The sequence below is a fragment of the Streptomyces sp. NPDC033221 genome (assembly GCF_055577005.1).
The window spans coordinates 1-17,103 of sequence record NZ_JBVIQN010000034.1; the positions used below are offsets into that span (position 1 = coordinate 1).

At 67.2% G+C, this 17,103-nt stretch carries 25 protein-coding genes; 11 read left to right on the forward strand and 14 right to left on the reverse strand.

The window, feature by feature from the left end:
- Positions 1-170: 170 nt before the first annotated feature.
- The 4 genes from ACZ53K_RS33160 to ACZ53K_RS33175 form a co-directional block, all read right to left on the reverse strand.
- Positions 171-317, reverse strand: coding sequence for a hypothetical protein (locus ACZ53K_RS33160; RefSeq protein WP_468844045.1), 147 nt, complete (start codon positions 315-317; stop codon positions 171-173).
- A gap of 201 nt (positions 318-518) precedes the next feature.
- The gene (locus ACZ53K_RS33165) at positions 519-650 is read right to left on the reverse strand and encodes a hypothetical protein (protein WP_468844048.1); all 132 of its coding nucleotides are present in this window, start codon (positions 648-650) and stop codon (positions 519-521) included.
- Positions 647-922 carry a hypothetical protein gene (locus ACZ53K_RS33170; protein WP_468844051.1) on the reverse strand — a complete coding sequence of 92 codons (276 nt, stop codon included), beginning with the start codon at positions 920-922 and terminating at the stop codon, positions 647-649. Before ACZ53K_RS33170 ends, ACZ53K_RS33165 begins: the two co-directional genes overlap by 4 nt.
- Before the next feature lie 195 nt (positions 923-1,117).
- Positions 1,118-1,690, reverse strand: coding sequence for a hypothetical protein (locus ACZ53K_RS33175; RefSeq protein ID WP_468844054.1), 573 nt, complete (start codon positions 1,688-1,690; stop codon positions 1,118-1,120).
- 39 nt (positions 1,691-1,729) lie between these two features.
- Between ACZ53K_RS33175 and ACZ53K_RS33180 the strand changes: the two genes are divergently transcribed.
- Positions 1,730-1,990, forward strand: coding sequence for a hypothetical protein (locus ACZ53K_RS33180; protein ID WP_468844056.1), 261 nt, complete (start codon positions 1,730-1,732; stop codon positions 1,988-1,990).
- 64 nt (positions 1,991-2,054) lie between these two features.
- Here ACZ53K_RS33180 and ACZ53K_RS33185 read toward each other — a convergent pair whose 3' ends face one another.
- The 6 genes from ACZ53K_RS33185 to ACZ53K_RS33210 all read right to left on the reverse strand — a co-directional run bounded on the left by ACZ53K_RS33185 (position 2,055) and on the right by ACZ53K_RS33210 (position 5,597).
- On the reverse strand, positions 2,055-2,177 hold the full coding sequence (locus ACZ53K_RS33185) for a hypothetical protein (protein WP_468844059.1): 123 nt from the start codon (positions 2,175-2,177) through the stop codon (positions 2,055-2,057).
- An 80-nt stretch (positions 2,178-2,257) separates the two neighbouring features.
- A complete protein-coding gene (locus ACZ53K_RS33190) occupies positions 2,258-2,599 on the reverse strand; it encodes a hypothetical protein (RefSeq protein ID WP_468844062.1) in 342 nt (113 codons plus the stop codon).
- 284 nt (positions 2,600-2,883) lie between these two features.
- Positions 2,884-3,660 carry a DUF6461 domain-containing protein gene (locus ACZ53K_RS33195; RefSeq protein WP_468844065.1) on the reverse strand — a complete coding sequence of 259 codons (777 nt, stop codon included), beginning with the start codon at positions 3,658-3,660 and terminating at the stop codon, positions 2,884-2,886.
- A gap of 687 nt (positions 3,661-4,347) precedes the next feature.
- On the reverse strand, positions 4,348-4,530 hold the full coding sequence (locus tag ACZ53K_RS33200; RefSeq protein WP_468844068.1) for a hypothetical protein: 183 nt from the start codon (positions 4,528-4,530) through the stop codon (positions 4,348-4,350).
- Between the two features lie 42 nt (positions 4,531-4,572).
- Positions 4,573-4,782 (reverse strand): hypothetical protein, encoded by a 210-nt coding sequence (locus tag ACZ53K_RS33205; RefSeq protein WP_468844071.1) that lies wholly within the window; start codon positions 4,780-4,782, stop codon positions 4,573-4,575.
- Between the two features lie 275 nt (positions 4,783-5,057).
- Positions 5,058-5,597: an SMI1/KNR4 family protein gene (locus ACZ53K_RS33210; protein ID WP_468844073.1), complete on the reverse strand. Its 540-nt coding sequence runs from the start codon at positions 5,595-5,597 to the stop codon at positions 5,058-5,060.
- Positions 5,598-6,013: 416 nt separating this feature from the next.
- On the opposite strand from ACZ53K_RS33210, the gene ACZ53K_RS33215 reads away from it, so the two are divergent.
- The 3 genes from ACZ53K_RS33215 to ACZ53K_RS33225 are packed head-to-tail and all read left to right on the forward strand — an operon-like array spanning position 6,014 to position 7,530.
- On the forward strand, positions 6,014-6,853 hold the full coding sequence (locus ACZ53K_RS33215; protein ID WP_468844076.1) for an ISL3 family transposase: 840 nt from the start codon (positions 6,014-6,016) through the stop codon (positions 6,851-6,853).
- A 13-nt stretch (positions 6,854-6,866) separates the two neighbouring features.
- Positions 6,867-7,058: a hypothetical protein gene (locus ACZ53K_RS33220; RefSeq protein ID WP_468844271.1), complete on the forward strand. Its 192-nt coding sequence runs from the start codon at positions 6,867-6,869 to the stop codon at positions 7,056-7,058.
- 43 nt (positions 7,059-7,101) lie between these two features.
- Positions 7,102-7,530, forward strand: a complete 429-nt coding sequence (locus ACZ53K_RS33225; RefSeq protein WP_468844079.1) for a DUF4240 domain-containing protein — start codon at positions 7,102-7,104, stop codon at positions 7,528-7,530.
- 261 nt (positions 7,531-7,791) lie between these two features.
- On the opposite strand, the gene ACZ53K_RS33230 is transcribed toward ACZ53K_RS33225, so the two are convergent.
- The 4 genes from ACZ53K_RS33230 to ACZ53K_RS33245 all read right to left on the reverse strand — a co-directional run bounded on the left by ACZ53K_RS33230 (position 7,792) and on the right by ACZ53K_RS33245 (position 11,003).
- A complete protein-coding gene (locus ACZ53K_RS33230) occupies positions 7,792-8,619 on the reverse strand; it encodes a hypothetical protein (protein ID WP_468844082.1) in 828 nt (275 codons plus the stop codon).
- Between the two features lie 65 nt (positions 8,620-8,684).
- Positions 8,685-9,830 carry an NF041680 family putative transposase gene (locus ACZ53K_RS33235; RefSeq protein ID WP_468844085.1) on the reverse strand — a complete coding sequence of 382 codons (1,146 nt, stop codon included), beginning with the start codon at positions 9,828-9,830 and terminating at the stop codon, positions 8,685-8,687.
- Positions 9,831-10,245: 415 nt separating this feature from the next.
- The gene (locus ACZ53K_RS33240; RefSeq protein ID WP_468844087.1) at positions 10,246-10,536 is read right to left on the reverse strand and encodes a transcriptional regulator; all 291 of its coding nucleotides are present in this window, start codon (positions 10,534-10,536) and stop codon (positions 10,246-10,248) included.
- On the reverse strand, positions 10,533-11,003 hold the full coding sequence (locus tag ACZ53K_RS33245; RefSeq protein WP_468844089.1) for a hypothetical protein: 471 nt from the start codon (positions 11,001-11,003) through the stop codon (positions 10,533-10,535). Before ACZ53K_RS33245 ends, ACZ53K_RS33240 begins: the two co-directional genes overlap by 4 nt.
- Positions 11,004-11,612: 609 nt before the next feature.
- Between ACZ53K_RS33245 and ACZ53K_RS33250 the strand changes: the two genes are divergently transcribed.
- From ACZ53K_RS33250 to ACZ53K_RS33280, 7 genes are all read left to right on the forward strand, one after another.
- Positions 11,613-12,491, forward strand: coding sequence for a DedA family protein (locus ACZ53K_RS33250; RefSeq protein ID WP_468844092.1), 879 nt, complete (start codon positions 11,613-11,615; stop codon positions 12,489-12,491).
- The gene (locus ACZ53K_RS33255; protein WP_468844095.1) at positions 12,488-13,150 is read left to right on the forward strand and encodes a LuxR C-terminal-related transcriptional regulator; all 663 of its coding nucleotides are present in this window, start codon (positions 12,488-12,490) and stop codon (positions 13,148-13,150) included. Before ACZ53K_RS33250 ends, ACZ53K_RS33255 begins: the two co-directional genes overlap by 4 nt.
- Positions 13,151-13,164: 14 nt before the next feature.
- Positions 13,165-14,475: a class V lanthionine synthetase subunit LxmK gene (gene lxmK, locus ACZ53K_RS33260; RefSeq protein ID WP_468844097.1), complete on the forward strand. Its 1,311-nt coding sequence runs from the start codon at positions 13,165-13,167 to the stop codon at positions 14,473-14,475.
- A complete protein-coding gene (locus ACZ53K_RS33265; RefSeq protein ID WP_468844100.1) occupies positions 14,472-15,410 on the forward strand; it encodes a T3SS effector HopA1 family protein in 939 nt (312 codons plus the stop codon). The genes lxmK and ACZ53K_RS33265 overlap by 4 nt, the downstream gene beginning before the upstream one ends.
- 90 nt (positions 15,411-15,500) lie before the next feature.
- Positions 15,501-15,719, forward strand: a complete 219-nt coding sequence (locus ACZ53K_RS33270) for an LxmA leader domain family RiPP (protein WP_468844103.1) — start codon at positions 15,501-15,503, stop codon at positions 15,717-15,719.
- 57 nt (positions 15,720-15,776) lie between these two features.
- Entirely contained in the window at positions 15,777-15,953 is a 177-nt protein-coding gene (locus ACZ53K_RS33275; protein WP_468844105.1) for an LxmA leader domain family RiPP, read from the forward strand.
- A gap of 123 nt (positions 15,954-16,076) precedes the next feature.
- A complete protein-coding gene (locus ACZ53K_RS33280) occupies positions 16,077-17,087 on the forward strand; it encodes a methyltransferase (RefSeq protein WP_468844107.1) in 1,011 nt (336 codons plus the stop codon).
- Positions 17,088-17,103 lie beyond the last annotated feature (16 nt).

Below are 17,103 nucleotides of genomic sequence, written 5' to 3' on the forward strand. Positions count from 1 at the left end.
CACCCCCCAGGTCATGCCTTCGACAGGGGGCAACAGCCATGCCGGGCCCGGAGGCCAGCAGCCCCATTGCAGAGCCGCGAAGAACATAACGGGGCAGCCGGCGCCCTGCGCCCGCTGCGCGACCCGACGACGCCGGAGCTGGACGAGAACGACGACGGGGAACGGCCGGATTAGTCGTGGCCGACCAGGGCGGTGATGAGCTTGCGGGCTCTCGCCTTGGTCAGGCGCCCCAGCGCCGCCTGCGTCGCCGCCTGCGTCGCCTCCTCGGCGCCGGGCAGGCGGCCCGGGGCCCGGGGCTCGCAGGAGGAGGCGATCACCTTGCACGGCCAAGCGGGAGACCCGCCTGGTCAGAGCATCGGTTCAGTCCCTTGCTCAGTGGGCCTTTCCGTCAGAAGCAAGTCTCTTGCCCAGTGGGCTCTCTAGTTGTGCCCTCTCATGAGGGTGGTGGCTCCGCCGTGAGCCGGAAACAGATCAGCCCCGGCGTGGTCCGCCGGGGCTGATGACTTCTCCGACCATCGTCAGTGGTCGCCGGGTCGGTCCGGGTGGGCCGGGCAGGGCCCGTAGGTGCCGGGGTGGTTACGGTCCCGGGCGTTGAAGACCGCGAGCAGGACCGAGGTGTCGGCGACGGCGAAGGCCGGCGGAGCGGTCACCGGCGCGGGTAGGTGTGGGTGTGTTCGGACAGGTCCAGCGGGCCGTCGAACAGTGCGGGCCAGTCGGGTACGGCCGGGTCGTCTGCGAGTGCCGTGTCGGGGACGACGACCTGGCCGGCGGCCCACTGGGGGGTGAGAGCCTCCGGGGACTGGCCGGTGACCGCTGCCAGACGACGCAGGTAGTCGGCGGTGGCGCCCGTGGCCGTGACGTGCGCGGTGAAGCTGGGCCCGTCCTCGGGCAGCAGCTCGGGGGGGGGCGGCTGATCGCTCATCACGGCACCTCCTGTCGCCGTCGCTCCCCCCAGTGTGTCGGGACGGCGGGCCATCAGCCCAGCAGTTCGCGAACCGCCGGCCGTGTTGTCATGCCACGGCCCCGTCGGCGCGCACGGCGGCCCCGGCGCGGCACATCCTGCGCCACCGCTCTTCTGCGGTGGCTGCGCCTCGCAGAAGAGCGGTGGTCGGTGTGGTCACCGTGTGGCGCAGGCCGGGCAGGCGGCCTGCTCGGGGTTGTGACGGCGGCGTCGGCAGATGCACCAGGGCCAGTCGAGGCATTCGGGGCACTGGGGGTGCGGGGATGTGACGGGCCGTCCGCAGGTGCCGCCGCGGCCGGTGCATTCCTGAACCGGGGGCCGATAGCTGACGGCGTCGGCGAGCGAGCGGGCGGTGGCCGGCTGCGACTCGGCCTCATCGTCGAGGCCGTCGGGGTCGGACTCGCCACGCCTGGGCGCGAGCAGCCGCCCGCCCCGGCAGACGGTGCACGGCTGGTCGTCGCGGTCGGGCCGCTCCGGCGGAACCAGGTGCCAGCCGTCTTCGCACCGGCCGTTGCAGGCGGTGGGGGTCAGCAGCCACACCGCGGCATCGTCGGGCCCGTAGCCGTCATGTTGGGCGTCGCCCTCGCGCTTGAGGGGGCGCCCGGCCCAGCTCTGCCACCAGCGGCGCTCGATGCGCGCCGCGAGCCGGGCCGGGGTGTGCCGCTGCAGCTCGTCGTGGATGAGGTCGACCACGGCGGGCGGGACGGCGCCGCGAAGTGGTTTTGCCATGAGCGGTAGCTTCGGTCGACGGTATAAGAAAGGAAAGAGATGGAAAACCTTGACGAAGAGTGCGTGTGCCGAATTTGCGGCTTCGTCGACGGTCCCTTCCGGCAGGGGGGTTGTGCCCTCAACAGCATCTGCGGTTGCTGTGGTTCGGAGTCCGGAATCGAGGACACCATGCTGGAAGGCGTCCGGGAAACTCGCGGGTACTGGGTGTGCCGCAGTTCTGAGTGGTTCAGGCCGAGCGACAAACCGGAGAACTGGGATCTGCTGACGCAGCTGGAAAATATTCCTCCTGAGTGGCGCTGACTCCTGATCGCCTGACCTCGATCTTGTATGAGGGTTCGTCAGCAAGCTGACGGACGCAGGGCTGTCAGAACGCGTCGTCCGGCGGCGCAGGCAGCGTGCGCAGCACCGCCTCGGGCCGGCAGATCACGCACGTGATGGCCGCCTCCGAGCCCTCGAACTGAAGCCGGACCAGGTGCCTGATCGCCATCCGCCCCTCCTCGCCCCCGACAGGACCAGGGCGTCCCCATTGGTGCTCTTTCAGCTTGCCCATGACCTTCTGCGTCCCGGCTAGTCGCCCACCAGGAGGAGATAGCTGCCGGGAGTGGAGGCGCAGTCCTTCAGGTGTGCGGCGAGGTCGCGGACGGCAGCGGTTTCGGAGCTGTCGGTGCAGCGGTCCAGGAGCCCGGGAATCTCGCGGAGTGCGGCCTCATCTTCTTGCTCGTTGAGGAGGGTGTCGTTGTACGGGTCGGCCGTCGAGAGCTTCCCCGACGTGTTGGAGGGAAGCGTGGCGATGAGCTGAGCCAGTGCTTCGCCATGCTCGTGGGACTGACGGATCAGTGTCGGCTTGCGCTTCGAGCGCCGGCCGGGCCAGTGCGGGCGGCCGTTGTGCAGTTGCAGGTCGATCCCCATGAGCTGATTGTCTCGCAGCCGCATCCGACGCCAGCGCGGGCATCCGCTCTCGAAGGGGCAGTCGAACTCGGTCGACCCGGCGCACTGAGACCGTGATCATTCTGGTTCTCTCACCGCTGCTGTACGGGCGTGGCTGAGCACCGCTGACGGGTGCATAGCCACGCCCGCTTCCGTCGCGGGCCAGGTCAGGGCACAGGGCCTCATCGGGGCGCGCCGACATCGGGGATGACGGGATACGCAAGGGCCGCCGTACCTGCCCCGGCATTGCGGTCCCAGGGGAAGACCTACTCCGAGGCGTGCCTCAGCACTCCGCTCGTGTGGAAGGTGGCGACGATCGGCGTCGAGGCCATGCCGTCAAGGTGCTGCTGCCCGTGGACGGCATGGTCGTAGGAGCGGCGAAGACCGGCGGGGACCAGGCCCAGACGCTCATCCGGAACGGGGTGGCCCTGGGCCTTGGCCCAGGCGCGGACGGCGTCGAAGTCCGGGGCGGGTGCCCCGTTGACTGTGTGAACGGGAAGCCGGTCGACGGTGAAGGCGGTCCGGGGCAGGGAGAGGCCGAAGCGGTCCTCGAAGACGGCCAGGGCCCGCCGCTTGCGATCGGCGGCGTCGTCACCCTCATCCTTACGAAGGCCGGTGCCGTCGGCTGCGAGGATCCGGGCGGCGACGAGATCAGGTACCAGCAGATCCGGCTCCTCCCCCCAGCGGACCCACTCCTCGCGCAGCCCGAAGCCGCAGATGCGGCGGCCGTCGCGGGCGTAGAACACGATGGCCGGCGGATGGTGGGGGTTGTGCGAGTAGTACACGGCCTCAACACCCTCCCGGGAGACGTTCTCCAGGCGTGAGAGGCCCTCGCAGTCGCCGTACTCGAGCGCGAACGCCCACCCGGCGTGTTCACCGACGCGGACCACTCCATCACCGCTCCCGCCCGGCCGGTATGCCTCCACATCCAGGTCCAGGATCTCCGCGTCGGTCATCGGGCCCGCCCCTGGGCCCTCGGAGGCTCCCAGGCGCGCCGCCAGTTCGCGGGCGTCGATGCCGCGGGCGAACACGAGACCGGTCATCGGGTCCGTCCCGGTGTCTCCATCGATCAACCACTGCATTCCGTCGCCCACGGCACCTCTCCCCGGATCTGGCTGCAGACCGCCTGCACCTTCGCCGCCACCCTAAAAGGCTGCACTGCCACCCCGCTCCGCCGTCCGATCTGCTCTGTTCTCTGGCGGCAGTCGTGCTCGTCCCGGCGCCGGTTGCCTCGATCCGATGTCGCCCGTCTCGGCCAACCCGCCGGCGGCCGCCGCGCGGTCCCGGCCGGTTGTCGGTGGTGGCTGCCAGAGTGGGACACATGAACGTGAGTACGGCGTCGCCACCCAACCGTGACACGCGCACCCGGCTCGCCCACTGGCTGACGGTGCCCGTCTGGAACGCCATGAGCATGCGCGCGGACGCCCTGCGCCGCAGCCTCCCGCCCCGCGCCCCGACGCCGGTACGCCTGGTGGCGCTCCCTCAGCCCCCAACAGGCCCGGCAGGCGGAACTCCTCGACCACCTCAACGCCCTGTGCGAGCACCTGACCGGACGCCCCGCCCTGGGCTACCGCGCCGGCGAGCTGCCCGAGGCCGCGCCGAAGGCGGCCGACGGCTACACCAGCGAACCGGTGGCCCAGTTCATCGCCGACTACCGCGCCCTGCGGGACGACTGCGCTGGGCGCGGTAGTCGGGCGGGGCCGCCGGGAACCGTTCCCACGTAGGGACTCCTAGGGTCCGCTCACCCCGAACGCGAGGCGCGAAGCGTTATTCTCGATTGTGATCCGGATGGTCTCGGGTGTGAACGTCTGGGTCGGCTGGCCGAAGATGCGGTCCCCGAGGCGTTGCACGGTGAGGGCGCCGGTGCGGTCGCCGGGGAGCAATTCGGCGGCCAGCGTATGGCGGATTTGCATCAGGGCAGTGTCCCGGTTCTTCGCCCATGTCTGTCCGCTGTGTCACTGCGGGATGGGCATTTCGGGGTCGCCGTCGATGTAGGCGGTGTAGGTCCACAACCACCTGTGGTGCTCGATCGGCTCCAGGAGGTCCTGGGCGGTGCCGCCGGGGCGCCCTCCGGCCCCGCGCCACGCCAGGGCCCACCGGATGAATGCTGCCCGGCAGTCTTCGTAGGCTGCCTCGGGAGTGAAACCGAACCCGCTGATGCCCATGTCACCGCCTTCGGGCAGGATGACGAGGGTGGCTGAGTGGGGTGTTCACGAGCCGCCTTGATCTGCGACGTCGCCGCCTCCTGAAGATCTTTCCCTGCCTGCTGGGTGATCGTTTTCCAGCACATGTAGGGCGCCACAGTAGCGCGGGCTGTCGTAGCTGAGCTTCAGGGCATGAGCCCGTGGAGTGCTCCACCCCAGGCCTCCAGCGCCCTGTTCAGGTCGTCACCGCTGGTCGCTACCTGGTGAGCGCCTTGCCTCCAGGCAGCACGGAGTTGTCAGTCGAAGTCAGAGGTCGGCTGGAACAGGTGCTCTTCCTCCGGGAGTTCGTCGAAGACCTCCGATTCCACGCCCCCTTCCACGAGCACGGACGCCAGGAACGCAGTGCAGCTCATGGGGTGGTGCTCCCATTCGGAGCCACGTCCTTCCTTGATCATCACCGTCCAGTGGGTGGGGTCCTGTTCCGGACGCACGAGCCAGTACAGGTAAGCACCGTCCTCCGTGAGGGCCCAGGCGATCAGCCGGTTCTCGTCCGCCTCCAGTTGGGCCGGCCTGGCTTCTCCCAACTCCCACAGCCGGGCGACAGCTTCCATCCGGCCTTCGTTCTCGTTCAGCAAGTCGTAGTACTCGTTGGAGCTGTCGGGCTCCAGGACCCAGATGGCCTCGTCGAAGTATCCGCCGCCATAAGTATCGATCAGCTCCTTGTAGTCGGCGGGCAGCGGGGCCCCGAGGCGGCTCTCCACCAGTTCCCAGTCGCGGTCCTGCGCGCCTCCCGGGGGCGGGAAGACTTCAGCCAGCCGCTGAACCGAAGAGTTCATGGCGTTCCTTTCTTTTCTCGGACACTCGGGCACCCGAGGTGCGCTCGCCTCGCCGCGGCGGTGGCGTCCAGGGCGGCCACGCCGGACCGAACCGGCCCCGGGGCGAACAGCGCGCCGCCGCCGTACGCCCCCGTCGCACCGATTCTTGATCTGTTGCGCGTTCTGTAGCAGCCGCCGACTCTTCATCGTCTACTCCTACGGCGTCTACATCCGGACGCTGGTTGCCACCTCGCCTATTCCGGTCGGCGACGGCGAAGGCCGGCGGAGTGGTCACCGGTGCAGGTACGCGTGGGTGTGTTCGGACAGGTCCGGCGGGCCGTCGAACAGTGAGTGCGGGCCGCGTAGCGTCTCCTGGGACCGTAGTGTGGTGTAACGAGCTCGTCAGTGTTTTGTTCCCGTACCTCGACACTGTGTTGGTGGACACCGTGTTTCGGGCGGACGGGGTGGTGCACGTCGTGGCCAGAACCCGGGGCACCGTCGTGAGATGTCCCGGTTGCGCGGTGGCGTCGGAGCGGGTGCATAGCGTCTACGAGCGGCATCTTGCCGATGGCCCGGTGGGTGATCAGGCGGTACGGATCGACCTGACCGTCCGGCGGTTGTACTGCGAGAATGCTGGGTGCCCACGCCGTACGTTCGCTGAGCAGGTCGACGGACTGACCGTGCGGTATGGCAGGCGGACACCGGCTTTCCGCCGGGTGCTGGAGGCGGTGGCTGTCGCTCTCGCCGGCCGTTGTGGAGCTCGTTTCGCGAAAGCCCTCCATAGCGTCGTGAGTCGCGTGACGCTGCTCCGGCTGGTGATGGCCATGCCCGACCCCGCCTGGTCTGTGCCGAAGGTGCTGGGGGTGGACGACTTCGCCATCCGCCGAGGGCAGCACTACGGCACCGTCATTATCAACTGCGAGAGCGGTCAGCCCCTGGACCTGCTGCCCGGACGAGACGCCGATACTCTGGCTGCCTGGCTGCGGGCCCATCCGGGCTCTGAGGTCATCTGCCGGGACCGGGCCGGCTCCTATGCCGACGGCGCCCGCACCGGAGCACCCCAGGCGGTCCAGGTCGCAGGCCCCTTCCACTTGCTGCAGAACCTCAGCACCGCGGCGGAACGCTGCGTCCGCCGGCACAACGCCTGCCTCAAACCGCCCGACGCCGATGCGAACGGCACCGTGAACACCCCCTTCGCCCAGCCGGAGGGCACGACGAAGGAGATGTCGCCCATCGAGGCCGCTTCTCAAGGACTGGATCATTGCCGCCCGAGCTGAAGACCTCCCCGGTCTGCACACCTTCGCGCACGGCATGGAGAAGGACTGGGAGGCTGTGATCCAAGGGCTGACCACCCGCTGGAACTCCGGCCCCGTCGAGGGCCGCGTCAACCACATCAAAATGATCAAACGGCAGATGTTCGGCCGCGCCAAGCTCCCCCTGCTCCGTAAGCGGGTCCTGCTCACAGCAGCAGCGAACAGGTGACTCCGGAGGCTGAGTGTCAGACCCCTGCGTCATGCTCGATGGTGTGAACGAAGATACTTTCTGGAAGCTCATCGAGGATTGCAGGCCCACAGGACCGGACCCCGACTCCGAGCAGCTGGCAGCCGCACTGACCGAGCACCTCGCCCAGTCCCCGGTGTTCGTGGTCACCGGCTTCGCCGAGCAGCTGTCCTGGGCCCTTTACCGCCTGGACCGCAAGGAACTCGGGCAGGGCCTTTCCGGTGACGCATTCCTCTACACGCGCTGCGCAGTCGTCACCGCCGGCCGTCAGGTGTTTGAAGGTGTACTCCAGGATTCGGGCACCTTCGCTCCGTTCGCCACCGGCCTCATCTGGGCCGAGAGCCTGCTCTACACACCAGTCCACGCCTATGAACGCGTCACCGGCGAAGAATGGGACCGCAACACCCGCTACTCCTACGAGTCGTACTCAAACACCGGCGGCTGGGCTGCCTGAACACCAGCGCCTCCCACGAGGCACCCGCCTCCGGTGATCGTCCTCACGGCATTTGTGCCTGATCCCCGTTCTCGCGTACACAGCCACCCTGTGAGCACATCAGCGATGGCACACTGGCTCACGCCCCTTCGCGTATCCCCCATTGCGAAAGGCCGCTTCGCGGAACCGGTCCGGCGTTCCGGCCACCAGGGCACCGGGGCAGCAGCGAGGCCCGGCAGAATGGCATCGGCTTCGCGATGGCGCGCCCTTCCAAGCCTCGGATCAGCCGCCGGGGAGAGGCTCGGGGTAGCGCTTGAGCACCCGGGCGGGGTGGTCCTCGTCGGTGGGCCACAGGACCACGTGGTAGTGGTCTTCGCCGTCCAGCCCGTCCTCGGAGACGGTGCGCAGGTCATGAGAGTAGATGCGCACGGCGTAGGCGCCGGGGGTGAGGGGGATGCGGGGCAGCTCGTCGTCGAAGTCCTGCATGGAGATCAGCAGGCGTCCGGAGGGAAGTGTGAGGCCGGCCTGGGTGACGTGGTCGGCCTGCTGCAGTTCCGCATCGTCGGCTGGCGGCGTGCGGCGCACGTCGACGGTGACGGGGACGTCGAAGGGGCGGGCGGCTCCGATGCCGATGACACCGGGGGCAGTGTTGATCCAGTCCGCAGCCAGTGTCTCGAACCAGGCGCGTTCGGGCGTGTCCCCCAGGTACGCGCCGTCGTCCTGGATCAGCAGGGTGGAGTAGTCGGCGAAGGCCTCGATTTCGTGGTGGGCCAGCAGGTCGGGGTCGTTCGGGGGCGGGGTGGAGGTCATGTGGAAGTCGGCTCCGTCGGGCAGGGCGTGCAGGGTCTGGGCGAGGGGGCCGCGGATGCGCATGCACTGCGCGGCGTCCTTGACGGTGAGGTTGTCGTCCTCGTAGGTGCCGCCGAGGGTGAACAGGCGCCAGGGGATCAGGCGCTGGTCGTGGGCGAGGGCGCCATGGCGGTTCTGCCAGCGGGTGGCGAAGGCGTGGGCGCCGCGCACGTCGGGGTCGGCCAGCAGCCATAGTGCCCAGTCTTCCAGGCTGTCGCCCAGGACGGTGCGCTCGGCGGTCTCCGGATCGAAGCGCACCACGTGTCCGGCGGTATCGAGAGCGAACCTAAGCTTCGCTTTTATCCCTGCAGGTAAGGGTTCGCTGGTCATGCGGTGGTTTTGACCGCTGGATGGCGGGGTGCTGGGCCCCGGCGGGTGCCTTGAGGTCGTCCGGGCGAGCGTCCGCAGGGTTTCGGTGGGCCGGCGGGCGTGCCCGCTGCCGCCTGAAGCGAGCGAAATCTGCGCCGGATCCGGTTGGGCGTCAGTCGCTGCTGCGGCAGTGGTTTCTCCCAGGGCAGCCGGAGATCGGCCGCCAGAGGCCGGGCGAGGCGGAGTTGGGTGTAGGCGGCGAGGACCAGCCAGGTCCAGCGGTCCGCCTGGCCGGGGGTGCGGGGACGAGGCAGGGTCCAGTTCAGCGTCTGCCGGGCGAAGCGGAAGGTGTGCTCGATGTCGAAGCGCCGTGTGTAGGCCCGCCAGAGCAGGTCGGGGTCGGGGGTGTGGCCGGGCGGCCCGGCCCACCACAGCCACAGAGTCTTCGGGGCTCGGCTGCGGCCGGGCAGCCGGTCCACGCCGAGCCGGACCAGGGTGCCCGGGATGACCGGGCGGGGGCCGCGGCTGCCGTGCCCGTCGTGCTGCTGGGTCTTGGCGTGCAGGCGGTGCCACAGTTCCACGGTCACCGCGCCGTACTGCTCGTCCGCGCACGTATGCACGGCATCCGGCGTCGGCCAGGTGGCGGGATCCGCGCAGGCGAACTTCGCGCCGTGCCGGCGGGGACGTCCCACGCCGGGCCGGTGACGAGGCGGCGGGTCGCCATAGAAGGACCGGTCGCAGCGGATCCTGACGAGGAGCTGGGCCGGGGCCCCGGCAAGGCCGAGGGCCAGGCGCACGCAGTCGTAACCACCGTCGAAGACGAACAGCGGAGTGCGCAAGCCCAGTCTGGGGCACAGTTGCAGCAGCCCGCGGATCTGGCCGGCGGCGACGGCACTGGGCTTCTCGCCCGGGGCCAGCCGCCGGGCGTCCACCGGCGCGGTCCACGAGTTGGTGGCCAGTTCCAGGCCGGCCAGCCAGGAGTAGGCCCAGCCAGCGACGATCGGCTGCCCCGCCGAGTGTTTGGAGGGGTGGTAGTAGTAGCCGCGGCCGGGCGAGCATTCGGCATCGCTGCGGGCCCACACGCTCACATCCACCGCGAACACCGGATGGGCGGCGCCGGGCAGTGAGCCCGCCAGCAGGCCGCGTGCCGCTTCGGTGTCCACGCGGCCCCTCGCCAGGGCCGCGTAGGTGCTGCCATGGCCCGCCGGTGCAGCCCGTCCAGCGACAGATACGGCAACGAGATGACCGGGCCGGCTGCCAGCAGGGCGTCGGTCAGCTCGAACAACGCGTCCGCCCGTCTGGTCAGACAGGCATGCCACCCCTGGCGGAAGCGTTGCAAGGCGGTGCGGCTCTGGCGAGCCGAGCCGACCCCGAGCACACTGACAGCGACGGCCATCGCGCCCTCCCCGGTCTTCACCTACCTGGAGAGTCCCGCGATGGCCGTTCCACGTCTCCGCCCATGCGCCGACCAACAACGGACGACCACGGAGCAGGGATAAAAGCGAAGCTAAGCGCAGCCACCCTTGGTTGGGCTATGACGAGCACCGCATCGAGAGCTGAGAGAGTGTGCCCGCGCGGTCAGTGCTCGATTGTCGTCTGCCCAAGGATGCGGCTGAGCTCGGCGATATGTCCGGCGAGAGCCTGGCGGCCTTCCGGGGTGAGTGCTAGCCAGGTGCGCCGGTGAACCTTCGTGACTTTGGCGTACTGGGCTGCCCGCAACACCTTGATGTGCTTGCTCAGTACCGATTCGCTGACGTCGAGCGCCTCGCGGACGACGGAGAACTCCATCGCATCGACAGGGGCGAGCATGCTGCAGATCTGCAACCGATTTGGAGCATGGATCACCTCGTCGAAGGCCGCGCCGATCATCGCCCGGCCCGGATGTCGCGTTGGGCGACGGCGTCGACGCGGTACCCCACGACTACCGTGAGCACACCGATGACGCCGCCGGCCATGGCGATGGCCCAGGGCACGTCGACGCTCCACTCCAGGTACATGCCAGCGGCGGCCAGTAAGAAGAGAGCCAGGATGTATCCGCTGTAAATCTTGATGGCGCCGGGGGTGGATGTGTAACGCTCGTATGAGACGCCAGTGGCTCGGCGGGCCGCATAGACGAGACCGACAATCGCAGCGACGAGTGCAGCGCCAGCCGACGAGGCAGCCCGCAGGCTCACGGCGAGGAAGAAGAGCGTGAGCGCGACGCCCAGGCCCCAGTGGTACCACCACGGGGCGGCGATGCGCGCCGCCGCATGTGCCTGGCAGGTGGCGACGGTGTTCAGGGCCGAGCGGGCCGAATCCGGCGTCAAGCTTCGGTAGTTATCCGAGTCGTTTTCCATGATGGAAAGCATCGCAGTTCACTTGCCATCATGGCAAGTATCAGAAAGCGGAGGGCTTACTTCCGAATTTGACGCAGGGACTGCGGGTGGTCGCCAGCGGGGCCGCACCTGCACGCCGGAAGCCTCGCCCGTCGACATCCACTGCTTACTGGGACAGGCGAACCCAGAACGGCTGCGCCGACCATGCTGCGCCTATTTCGCGTCAAAGATCGACGAAAGAGGCCGATCAGGCCTTGAGCGGTTGAAACAATCCTGTTTTGCATGCGATCATGCGGTTCGCTGCTGACGACCACAGCAGACGAATCGAGTTTCTTTCGAGACGGGGGTCTCCATGCTTGGTGCTCGTTTCAGTGCCGTCACGACCGAAAGGCTCTCCTGGATTGCTACGCTGCCACGGCTGCGGTCAGGAGTGTGCGGGTCCGCGTGACTGCAGGACCCTCAGAATTTTGTCGAACTCTTAATCCGCTTTTGATGATTTCGACATCGCATCTAGCCTGGCGCGTCCTCCTGCTGTCCTTTCACTGTGTCGTCGAACCATTCTAGAGGCATTCGCCGAGCGACACTGACAGCCGCTGCACGCGAAAAGAGCGCCCGGCAAAGCCCGCAACCTTGTTCTACTGGCAATGCGTGCGTTCGACCCTCTTCTACGCGCTTGGCGTCGACGGAATCCTTGATTTGCGCAATTGCGCGCACGCGCAGTCCTCCCGCGGCAGCCCCCCATCCAGAAGGAAACGTAACGGCACTGGAGGTTCTTTGTCCACCGAGACCCAAAGCCAGGGTACTCGCGCAAAAAGGTTACGACCGCTTGACAAACCCTGGCTCCCGTGGGGCGGCGCGCCCTCGAAGATGGACCTGTTCTGTTGGTATAGCGTATGGCTGGTATTTACCTACTCTATTGCGATGTGGCCGCTCAAACCTTGGCTGATCGGCACGAATCCAGTGCTGCTGGCGGCATTGACGGGCAAGCAAACTTCGATGACCGTTGCGGGCGCCTTTGCTCGTGTCGACGAGGCCCCACTGGTCCTGGCCCTGGCCGCTGGCATCTTCGGAGTGGTGAAATTTTCCTGGGTGTTCTGGCTGGCTGGCCGACTGTGGGGCGGGAAGATGGTGCAACTGCTCGCCGGGTCGCCGCCCGATGGCACCGTTAGGCGACGCCGCAGCATTCTGGCCCGTGACGAGCCAGCCAGTCGTTGGATCATCGGGACCGCTGTCGTAGTTGCTCCCTTGCCGCTGATTCCCCGTCCGCTGGCCTTCGCCTCGGCGGGCTGGGTGGGCATGCGCCTTCCAACCTTCTTAGCACTCCATCTCCTAGGCGCCGCCGCCTGGACCGGGCTGTTCACCGGCCTGGGTTACGCTATTGGGCAGCCGGCAGTGGACCTGGCCGAAACAATCTCCGACCACGCGGTCTGGGTTTCCCTCGCAGCCATCGTCGGAGGCTTCCTCCTTCAGATGCTGATGAGCCGTCGCTCCGCCAGGAGAAAAGCGTGACCTTGACACTCATCATCAACGACGACCCGCTGCTGCGGGCTGGCCTGCGCCTGATTATCGAGTCGGCTGACGGTCTCCAAGCACACGCCACTGGTACCGCTGATGCTCTGGCCGAGGCACGGCGCTCCCAGCCGGACGTCGTACTGCTCGACCTGCCCGCACGTGCCACCGGCGAGCTCGCTCTGCTGCGCGACCTTCTGATGCTGCCCAACCAGCCCCGGGTAGCAGTGCTCTCTTCGCCTTCGGTCGACAAATGCGTCCTACCCGCTCTGCGCTTAGGGGTGACAGGCTGTCTGTTGAAGGGAGCCAGTCCAGAGGAACTGGTGGCGTCGGTACGTGCCTTGGCCGCCGGTAACACCGTCCTATCCGGGCTGGCTGCCTCGCAGTTGCTGTCGGAGCTCAAGGACGAGATGCAGGACTTCGACGAGTCCTCGACGGCACGCCGGATGACCGCGTCGCTGAGTACACGTGAGCATGAGGTGCTAGCGATGATCGCAGAGGGGATGTCCAACGCCGACATCGGTCGTCGGCTCATGCTGGGCACCGGCACGGTCAAAGACTGCGTCAGCGACATCTTCCACAAACTCGGCGTCGTCAACCGCGTCCAGGCGGCGGTGATCGCCTACCGAGCACGCGTCCCCAGGTCACATGCCGCTTGACGCACTGACGTCCGATGGTCCGCACAAGCCAGCCGATCGGCGTCGTTTCCTCTGCGCCGGCCGCCACTCGACTGGCGATAACCGACCTTCGGCGGCTTTCGCGAACGCTCACCCTCGGTCAATTATTGTTTCAGCAAGCAGGGACAACCGGGGGAGAAATGCAGACTGCCAACCAGGAAGCGCCCAGCCAGACTGAGCGCGCCGCCGGACGCCAGAACAAGGACAAGAATAAAACTCCGATCTTCCGCCCGGTGGATCTAGATGCTTTCCCCGAAGTGAATGCACTACTGGCACAACTCGGGTTCGGCGGATTCCTGCGGGATACAGTGACCGCTCCGGTAGGCCGTAATCATGCCTGGTCCGGACCGACCGAGAGCGGTCGCCGAATTTTCGTGAAACGGCTCGTGGGAACTGATTCGGACGTTCGGGGCCGCATGGCACGTACGCTCACGTTCGAGCGTTTCGTATCTCAGGTGCCTGAGCTGGCCAACCATGTGCCGACGCTGCTCGGCTGCGATCGGGAAGCGGGCCTCGTAGTCTTTGGCCATCTATCGGCGAGGAGCGGCGCCGAGCTGATGGTCGATGAGGACTTCAATGACCAACTGGCTTTCAGCGTGGGGGAAAAGATTGGCGCGCTGCATGCCGCCCCCGCCATCGAAGGCATGGACGAAACAGCACCCGTACTGCCGGAACCAGGATTGCTGCACGCACTTCCGTTGAGCATGCACAACGAGCTCAGCTTCGCCGAACTCGAAGCTTGGCGACTCATGCAGCGCGACGCTGAACTGCGCGCAGCCCTAGAGGATCTTCAGCGAAAGGAAAAGGCGGCACCTCGCTGCCCGGCGCACTGCGATTTCCGAGTGGACCAGCTCCTTGTCAGCGACGGCGACATTCCGGTCATTGCGGACTGGGAGGAGTTTCGGCTCGCCGATCCAGCCCGCGACGTCGGCGCTTTCGCCGGTGAATGGCTTTACCGCTCAGTGCTCGACATAGTCACCAATCGCGGCGACGGCGACAGGGATTTCCCCGACGTTGAGTTGACGCATCAGCAGGTGCTCATCCGTGGTACGGAAAAAATGGAGCGGCTACTGCCAACGGTCCACCGGTTTTGGCAGGGGTATCGCACGCAGCGCGAAGTCGACCCTGGTTTTCCGGTACGGGCTACCGCGTTCGCTGGCTGGCACATGCTGGATCGGCTCATCGCTGGTGCGGCTCAGAGCTCGCGGCTGTCCGGTATCGAACGGGCCGCCGCCGGAATCGGGCGAGGCGCTCTTATAACTCCGCACAAGTTTGTCGGCCTGCTCGGATTCGAGGAAATTAAATGAGTATCCGACCTATTTCCTCCGCGCTGCTCAACGCCAGCAGCCGGGTCTGCGTGGCTCGAGACCGCTCCTACGCGACCGTGGGGGACCGGCGCGTTGAAGCGGATACTGCCAGGGAGCTGCGGCGCCTGCTCTCGGATGAGCTTTATCACGAGCTGCACGCCGGGCTGTCTCTGGGTGAGAATTCGCTCCCGTTCCGGCTGCGAGACGCCGCGTTCGAGGAGCAACTCGCGCAAGCCGTGCCGCACCGGCAGACCACATTGCGCGGTCTGGTAAGGGTGGCCGGGAACGATGCACATGTGATTGAGCTTGGCGGTGTGCGGGTCCATGTACCGGCCGACAAGATCCACGCCGGCGACGCCGTTGCCCCCGGCGGCGTCGTCGGTGTGGTCAATACCTCGCTGCGACCGGCCCTCTCGCCCGGTTTCTTCCTGGTGGAGGGCACACGACCGCATCGCTCAGCCGATCTGCTGAGGGTCTATATCCACATCACGGACTGGGCCGCGGCACCAGGCATCTGGCACACCGTCCTCGGATACCTGGAAGCGCGGGAAGTGATGTACCGGGCGAAAGTTGTCTCAAGCAAGCTCCTCTACCCGCGGCGCGACGCCCTGGTCGTCTACCTGGACCGGCAGGACCGGCACGCCGCGCAGGGTATCGCCGAGGCCGTCGGCAACCTGCCCGGTATCGGTACTCAGACATCGGCGTTCACTCGAGAGCTCCGCTCCGGTGTAGCGACGGCGTGGGAACCGCGCGACCCCTCGCCTGGCATGGACGGCTTGAGCTTTGGTCAGCATCGGGCCAGTGTGCTGGCGAAGGCCCTAGTGGAGACCGCCGATGCCATCGAAACGTTCATCGACGTCCTGCACGGCTTCCTCCTCGAAGCCAATATTGCCCCCGCCGACCCCTCGCGGAACGTGGACTCGCCGGACGCCTAGAAGGCCGAACGGCTCGGGGCTGAGGTGTTTCCAGGAGGCGTATCCGCGCCTCCTGGATTCCTCTCAGGACCACATTTGGAAGGTATTGAAATGGACAAGAGCACCGTCATCACTGACCTGGTCGCCGGCTACAGCGCCTACACCGAGGCCGGTGAGCTGAACGTCTCCGCGGCCGCTGGCGCCCCGGCCACCAGCCCGATCTGCGCCTCCATCTCCGTCGCCTCCCGCGTGAGCTCGGCTCAGTGCGCGAGCTGGGCGAGTGCCGTAGGCAGCGCCGTCAGCGGCGCCACCTACGAAATCACCTGCTGAAGCCGCGGGCATGATGCTCCGGGTTTCCGGTGCCACTTGCACTAAGGAGGTGAGGTAATGAAGACCGACGCGATCGTGGAGCTCGTCGCGGGCTACGAAGCCTACGCCGACTCCACCGAGCTGAAGCTCGGATCCGCCGCTGAAGCCCCTGCGACAACGGTGGTCTGCGGGGCCGCAGGTGTTTCGTGGCTGGCCAGCCAGTTCTCGGGCAAGACCATCAAGGGCGGCTGCTGAGCCAGTCGTTCTGGGGACTCTCAACCGGGCATCCCGGTTTACCAGCCGGTGCGGGCCGCCAAGCGGCCCGCACCGGCTGGTGCACACCATCGTTGTTACCGCAATACCTGGGGGCACTGACCAATGGACGACCTGGCTCACGCTGAGCACCTCGCGGATATGGCTGACCTGCTGAGACCGGCCGCGATCCGTACCGCGGCGATGCTCGGCGTGGCCGACCACATTGCCGCCGGGGTCACCGACACCAATCGGCTGGCGCTGACTTGCGGAACCCGTGCCGACGTGCTCGACAGCCTGCTGCGCTACTTGGTCGAGCTGGAATTGCTGGTCCACGGCGAAGACGGTGGATACGCCCTTGGGGAGGCCGCGCAACCGTTGAGGGAGAGCCACCCGTATTCCCTGCGCGAGATGCTGCGGCTGGACGGTATGACCGGCAGGTCGGACGTGGCGCTGATGGGCCTGGCCCACACGGTCCGCACAGGCGAACCCGCCCATATAGGGCTCTTCGGCCGCGGTTACTGGGACAGCCTAAACGAGGACCCCACCCACGCCGAGGCCATCGCACGCGCCTCGTCAGGACAACTGGTCTTCGACGCGGAGCTAATTCTCGAGGGCTACGACTGGACCACCTTGCGCAGCGTCGTCGACGTGGGCGGGAACAGCGGCACGATTCTGACCGATCTGCTGCACCGGTACCCGCACCTGAAGGGTGTGCTAGTCGATCTGCCGAACCAAGCACAGGTCGCGGCCGAGGCCATCGTCCGCGCCGGTCTGACTGACCGTTGCGAAGCCATGGCCAGCAGCTTCTTCGACCCGCTCCCCGCGGGCCACGACATCTACCTGCTATCGGCGATCCTGGGCGATTGGGACGACACGCAGGCCGTAAAGATCCTGCGCCGTTGCGCCGAAGCGGCCGGCGAAACCGGAAAGGTACTTCTGGCTGACGTCAACATGGATGTGGTCATGCGCGGTGAGCAGGCGGCCCGGATGGAACTGTGGCTCCGCGCCATGATGCCCACCCCCGTGCGAACCATAGAGGACTTGAAGCGACTGGGGCACGCGGCAGGCCTGCGGGTGTTGTGGGAGGGACCGGCGACACCGGTCCGGTCGTTGATCGAGTTCTCGGCGGCCTAGGAGAGTATGGGAGTGA

Coding starts and splice junctions, on each gene's coding strand:
- ACZ53K_RS33270 (WP_468844103.1), top strand. CDS start 15,501: ATGGACAAGAGCACCGTCATCACTGACCTGGTCGCCGGCTACAGCGCC.
- ACZ53K_RS33200 (WP_468844068.1), bottom strand. CDS start 4,530: ATGCAAATCCGCCATACGCTGGCCGCCGAATTGCTCCCCGGCGACCGC.
- ACZ53K_RS33205 (WP_468844071.1), bottom strand. CDS start 4,782: ATGGGCATCAGCGGGTTCGGTTTCACTCCCGAGGCAGCCTACGAAGAC.
- lxmK (WP_468844097.1), top strand. CDS start 13,165: ATGGTCCGCACAAGCCAGCCGATCGGCGTCGTTTCCTCTGCGCCGGCC.
- ACZ53K_RS33180 (WP_468844056.1), top strand. CDS start 1,730: ATGGAAAACCTTGACGAAGAGTGCGTGTGCCGAATTTGCGGCTTCGTC.
- ACZ53K_RS33245 (WP_468844089.1), bottom strand. CDS start 11,003: ATGGAAAACGACTCGGATAACTACCGAAGCTTGACGCCGGATTCGGCC.
- ACZ53K_RS33195 (WP_468844065.1), bottom strand. CDS start 3,660: ATGACCGGTCTCGTGTTCGCCCGCGGCATCGACGCCCGCGAACTGGCG.
- ACZ53K_RS33175 (WP_468844054.1), bottom strand. CDS start 1,690: ATGGCAAAACCACTTCGCGGCGCCGTCCCGCCCGCCGTGGTCGACCTC.
- ACZ53K_RS33275 (WP_468844105.1), top strand. CDS start 15,777: ATGAAGACCGACGCGATCGTGGAGCTCGTCGCGGGCTACGAAGCCTAC.
- ACZ53K_RS33190 (WP_468844062.1), bottom strand. CDS start 2,599: ATGGGGATCGACCTGCAACTGCACAACGGCCGCCCGCACTGGCCCGGC.
- ACZ53K_RS33280 (WP_468844107.1), top strand. CDS start 16,077: ATGGACGACCTGGCTCACGCTGAGCACCTCGCGGATATGGCTGACCTG.
- ACZ53K_RS33265 (WP_468844100.1), top strand. CDS start 14,472: ATGAGTATCCGACCTATTTCCTCCGCGCTGCTCAACGCCAGCAGCCGG.
- ACZ53K_RS33210 (WP_468844073.1), bottom strand. CDS start 5,597: ATGAACTCTTCGGTTCAGCGGCTGGCTGAAGTCTTCCCGCCCCCGGGA.
- ACZ53K_RS33185 (WP_468844059.1), bottom strand. CDS start 2,177: ATGGCGATCAGGCACCTGGTCCGGCTTCAGTTCGAGGGCTCGGAGGCG.
- ACZ53K_RS33170 (WP_468844051.1), bottom strand. CDS start 922: ATGAGCGATCAGCCGCCCCCCCCCGAGCTGCTGCCCGAGGACGGGCCC.
- ACZ53K_RS33240 (WP_468844087.1), bottom strand. CDS start 10,536: ATGATCGGCGCGGCCTTCGACGAGGTGATCCATGCTCCAAATCGGTTG.